Annotated in this window: 5 protein-coding genes; all 5 read right to left on the reverse strand. The window is 51.7% G+C overall.

Annotation, left to right across the window (positions count from 1 at the left end; translation table 11 throughout):
• Positions 1–36 precede the first annotated feature (36 nt).
• Positions 37–489 (reverse strand): hypothetical protein, encoded by a 453-nt coding sequence (locus VGU61_RS16140; protein ID WP_326860227.1) that lies wholly within the window; start codon positions 487–489, stop codon positions 37–39.
• 89 nt (positions 490–578) lie between these two features.
• Complete coding sequence (locus VGU61_RS16145) at positions 579–1,244, reverse strand: CBS domain-containing protein (protein WP_326860228.1); 666 nt, start codon at positions 1,242–1,244, stop codon at positions 579–581.
• A 955-nt stretch (positions 1,245–2,199) separates the two neighbouring features.
• Entirely contained in the window at positions 2,200–2,391 is a 192-nt protein-coding gene (locus VGU61_RS16150; protein WP_326860229.1) for a hypothetical protein, read from the reverse strand.
• A 166-nt stretch (positions 2,392–2,557) separates the two neighbouring features.
• Complete coding sequence (locus tag VGU61_RS16155) at positions 2,558–2,866, reverse strand: hypothetical protein (RefSeq protein WP_326860230.1); 309 nt, start codon at positions 2,864–2,866, stop codon at positions 2,558–2,560.
• 256 nt (positions 2,867–3,122) lie between these two features.
• The coding region (locus VGU61_RS16160; RefSeq protein WP_326860231.1) for an EAL domain-containing protein at positions 3,123–3,856 on the reverse strand (734 nt) is incomplete at its 5' end.

Raw genomic sequence — 3,856 nt, forward strand, 5'->3', positions numbered from 1 at the left:
CATCACCCGGCACCGAACGCAACCCGCTGCACGCCATTAGCGATAGACGATCTCATCGAACAATCCAACCTGGATGATGCAATCGGCCGCTTCCGCATCAATGTCGGACGCGTCATCTTCGCGCACCGCCGTGATAATGATTTCCCGAATCGCCGGAGCAACTTCCACCTCGCCGCCAGCTATACGTTCAATTGCGTCTGCAATGCCCACCAAATCGAGGGTGCCGCCTTGGGTGGTATCGTTGGAAACAAGAAAGCTAGCGGCTGAATAGAAAGGCCTATCACCACCGCTGTCGTCCCCTTCAATGTAGTCAGAGAGGTCGTAATCTCTTGCGCCATCAGGATCAGCAGAATCGCTAACATCCTCCGCACTCACATCCGCCCAGTAGGAACAGGCGCCATCAACGGCCGTCTCAAGTATTTGCGCCAGAAAAGAGTCGCTTAGCTCATGAATGGTGCCGTCGATAGTAATTGTTTTACGTGTCTTCATAAGTTCTCCGTCGTAATATTGTTATGGCAGTTTCGATTGTCAACCGTAGGGCAGGGCACGGTATTCTGCCCACACGTTCGCATAGTCTCTCAACGGCTGTAATCCCCGGCTGGGCCAAGATTGTTCAGCACCTCAGCATTTTTTCGCTGATTTTCATCGGTCGATGAGTCGGTCGCACCTGTGCCTGTGGATCCTGTGCCGCCGGCAGTTCCAATGCCGGCGAGTCCGGTAGTGCCTGTGCCGTCCGCACCTCCGGACGGAACGGCTGCGCTGCCGCTGTCCGAACTGGTCACATCTGATTCGCCTCCCATGGGGCCACGGCGCGAAGGCGCAGAAATTTGCTCTATAAGTTGCTCGACGCCAGCCCGAGCTTCATCGGGAGCTTTGATTGCAAGATCGCCGAGCGACACCATGCCAACCAGTCTGTGAGAGTCGTCGTGCGAAATGACCGGAAGGCGCCGAATCTGGTTATAGCTCATCTGCTGGATGACATCATCAAGCGGCTCATCTTCAAAGCACCACCGGACCTCGGTACTCATGACGTCCTCGACGTGCGCCGAATGCGGCGATTTTCCGGCGGCGGCACCGCGGATGGCGATATCACGGTCAGTGACCATTCCGACCAAGCGTTCCCCATTGCATACGGGGAGTGCACCAACATCCAATTCATCCATGAGTTTTGCTGCATGCTGCAAGGTCTCCTGGGGCGTGATTGAACGCGCATTGCGCGACATGACTTCGCCTACTGTTTGCATCATCATCTCCTGTTGTCGATCGGAAGCTCCGAAGCTCGCCGGCATTGTGCGGTTCGCCGCTATTAGCCAGCGCGTTTCTGGCAAAGCGGTTGACGGTTTTACTGCGACTGGCCAAAGCACTATTGAATGGAGCTGGAAGCAACCGATATGAAATTGGCAATCCAAAGTTGGAGGGGGAGCTTCTGACGAAGTTCTGCATCGCTTGAAAAACTCCGGCGGGAAACGTGGGAGTGGTCCGAGTCAGAAACGATAAGAACGATCCAAACCGGATTTTACATAATATAAATTATGCGTACTAACGAAAACAGCTTTGCTCTTCGGCTTGTGCGAAAATCCACCGTGTTCGGATTTTCCAGTGATCGTAGTTCCAGATTCACCAAGATGCCGTGACCGGATGAAGCCGACATACTCATTGATACCCGGTATCCTTGCCAATACGTGGACGAAGTACAAGCTGCCTCGCACAAAAATCGCGGTTCTGCGACATGATTGAAGCGAGACTTGCCCGCCACATAGTTCCACACTCGACCGGCGTGGCAATTTGCACATAGCACTGCGCGCACGTCCCGCCTAAGTTTATTGAAAAGTCGGCGATACCGTCGGATGACAAAACCCAAACTCTGCTCATTCGATCGCCAGCCGTCGCAATCGACAATGATAAAATTTGGGCCTTTCGTAAAGAATGCGCTAAATGCTTTTGTTCTTATTTTCCGCACTGCTCATGCTTGCCATCCTGTTTGGCGCAGGCTACTCGCATTATCGGTACAGGGTCAGAAATAACGAAATTTATCGAGCCCAACTCGCACTTAAAAACATCAAAATGGCGCAGCGAACTCCGAAGGCCACTGTAGGAACGCCGAAACCATAGACTTGCATGCCCTGACCAGCGGCTCAGGAACGCGATGCACGATCATCTTGCCAACCAAGGCGATCGTATTACTTGCAATGTTCTACATTATTTCGATGCAGGCATCATCAGGTTGAGGACATGCTCCTTGGTTTCCCAGAAATGAGATGGCAGACTTTGGTCGACGAACCAGATTCCGCATCCGCCGAACCTGGCCTCCACGACTTCAGCAATCTTTTCGGTGTTGATCGAATGTGGTTTATGGTCGCCGAGGGCATGCAGAATGATCGAAGTGGTCAAGATATTGTCTCCAGGATGAAAGTTTCTATTCCTGGGTGCAACTTTACCTTGAGGCACGCCTGGCGAAGTTTGATGGCAATCAAACAAACGATGCGCAGCGGAAAATCAATTGCTCGATTGCGCTACCAAAGTGCCCGCCCTCTTCCACCTCGCTTGCTCGTGATAATCAATTCAGCGGATGATTGTTACTGATATAGCCTTTACGAGCGACTTCCAATCCAAACCGTCTTAAGCCGCGTTGCATGCCGCCCCGACCATAGTATTGCCACTCAGCGCTCATCCAGCTGGCAATGCTGTCGCACCTCGAAGGCCTGACCCAGCGAACATTGCGCGGTCCTCGAAACAGCATGATAAAAAATGCTTCGATCACCAACAGTGCAAAGCCCAGAATTGAACAACTGAACGCGATCGGCCAAGCCAGGTACATCCCTATATGCAAAACGAAATCTCTGACGTTTCTTCGAATGCCGTACATCGATATCTCCATGGTTTTGAATGAAAATATCGGCAAATAGCCATCGAAGATTCAACTTTTAACAAATTGAAAAGGTTTTTACGAAAGAAAAATAAGGAAATTGGATCCAGAGCAAATACCAAGCCGGCCCAATGATTCAAGAAGTCCGCAACCTCATACCGAATCACGTCGGCTGGACAGGCTGGATATCCAGCGAACCGTCGGATGAGTGATCCGCCAACTTGGCAAATACCGCCTCGCGCAGGTGACCTTTTTATCACACCACGGCTTTCATTATCGACATGGCTTGCAGGGGCTTCAGACTGCCGACCGCATGACCTTGCGCATAGTCGACGCCGAGATCACGGATGATCTCCAGGATGGCGTCATTCTCGACGAATTCGGCAATGGTTTCCATGCCCATTACATGTCCGACGTCGTTGATCGCCCGGACAAGCGCGTGATTGATGCCATTCGCCGTGATGTCCCGCACAAACATCCCATCGATTTTCAGATAATCGACCGGCAGCATTTTGAGGTAGGCAAATGAAGAAAAACCACTGCCAAAATCATCCAAAGCAAACTTGCAGCCAAGTTTTTTCATCGAGCGAATCAGCATGGATGCGGCATCCAGGTTGCTGATGGCAACCGTCTCGGTAATCTCGAAACAGATTAGACGAGGGTCTACCTTGTACCGGTCGAACATCTGGAGAATGAAATCGCCGGTTGCCACGTCGTTCAACGTCGCACCGGAGAGATTGACCGAATAATAACTATCCACGGTTCGGGATTCGTGGTTCTGTTCCAGACCGGAAGCCAGCATCCTGTAAACCTGACCGAAGTTGCGGCGTGTATTTTTCAGCCATTCGCAAACAGTCTGAATTACCCATCGATCAATCGAAAGCATGACGTCGAAACGCTCAGCCGCGGGAAGGAATGTGCCGGGAAAAATCAGGTCGCCCTTCTCATTGATCATACGGATCAATACTTCGAAATGCTCTGCTTCGCTGC

The sequence above is a fragment of the Noviherbaspirillum sp. genome (assembly GCF_035944575.1).
Classification (GTDB): domain Bacteria; phylum Pseudomonadota; class Gammaproteobacteria; order Burkholderiales; family Burkholderiaceae_D; genus Noviherbaspirillum.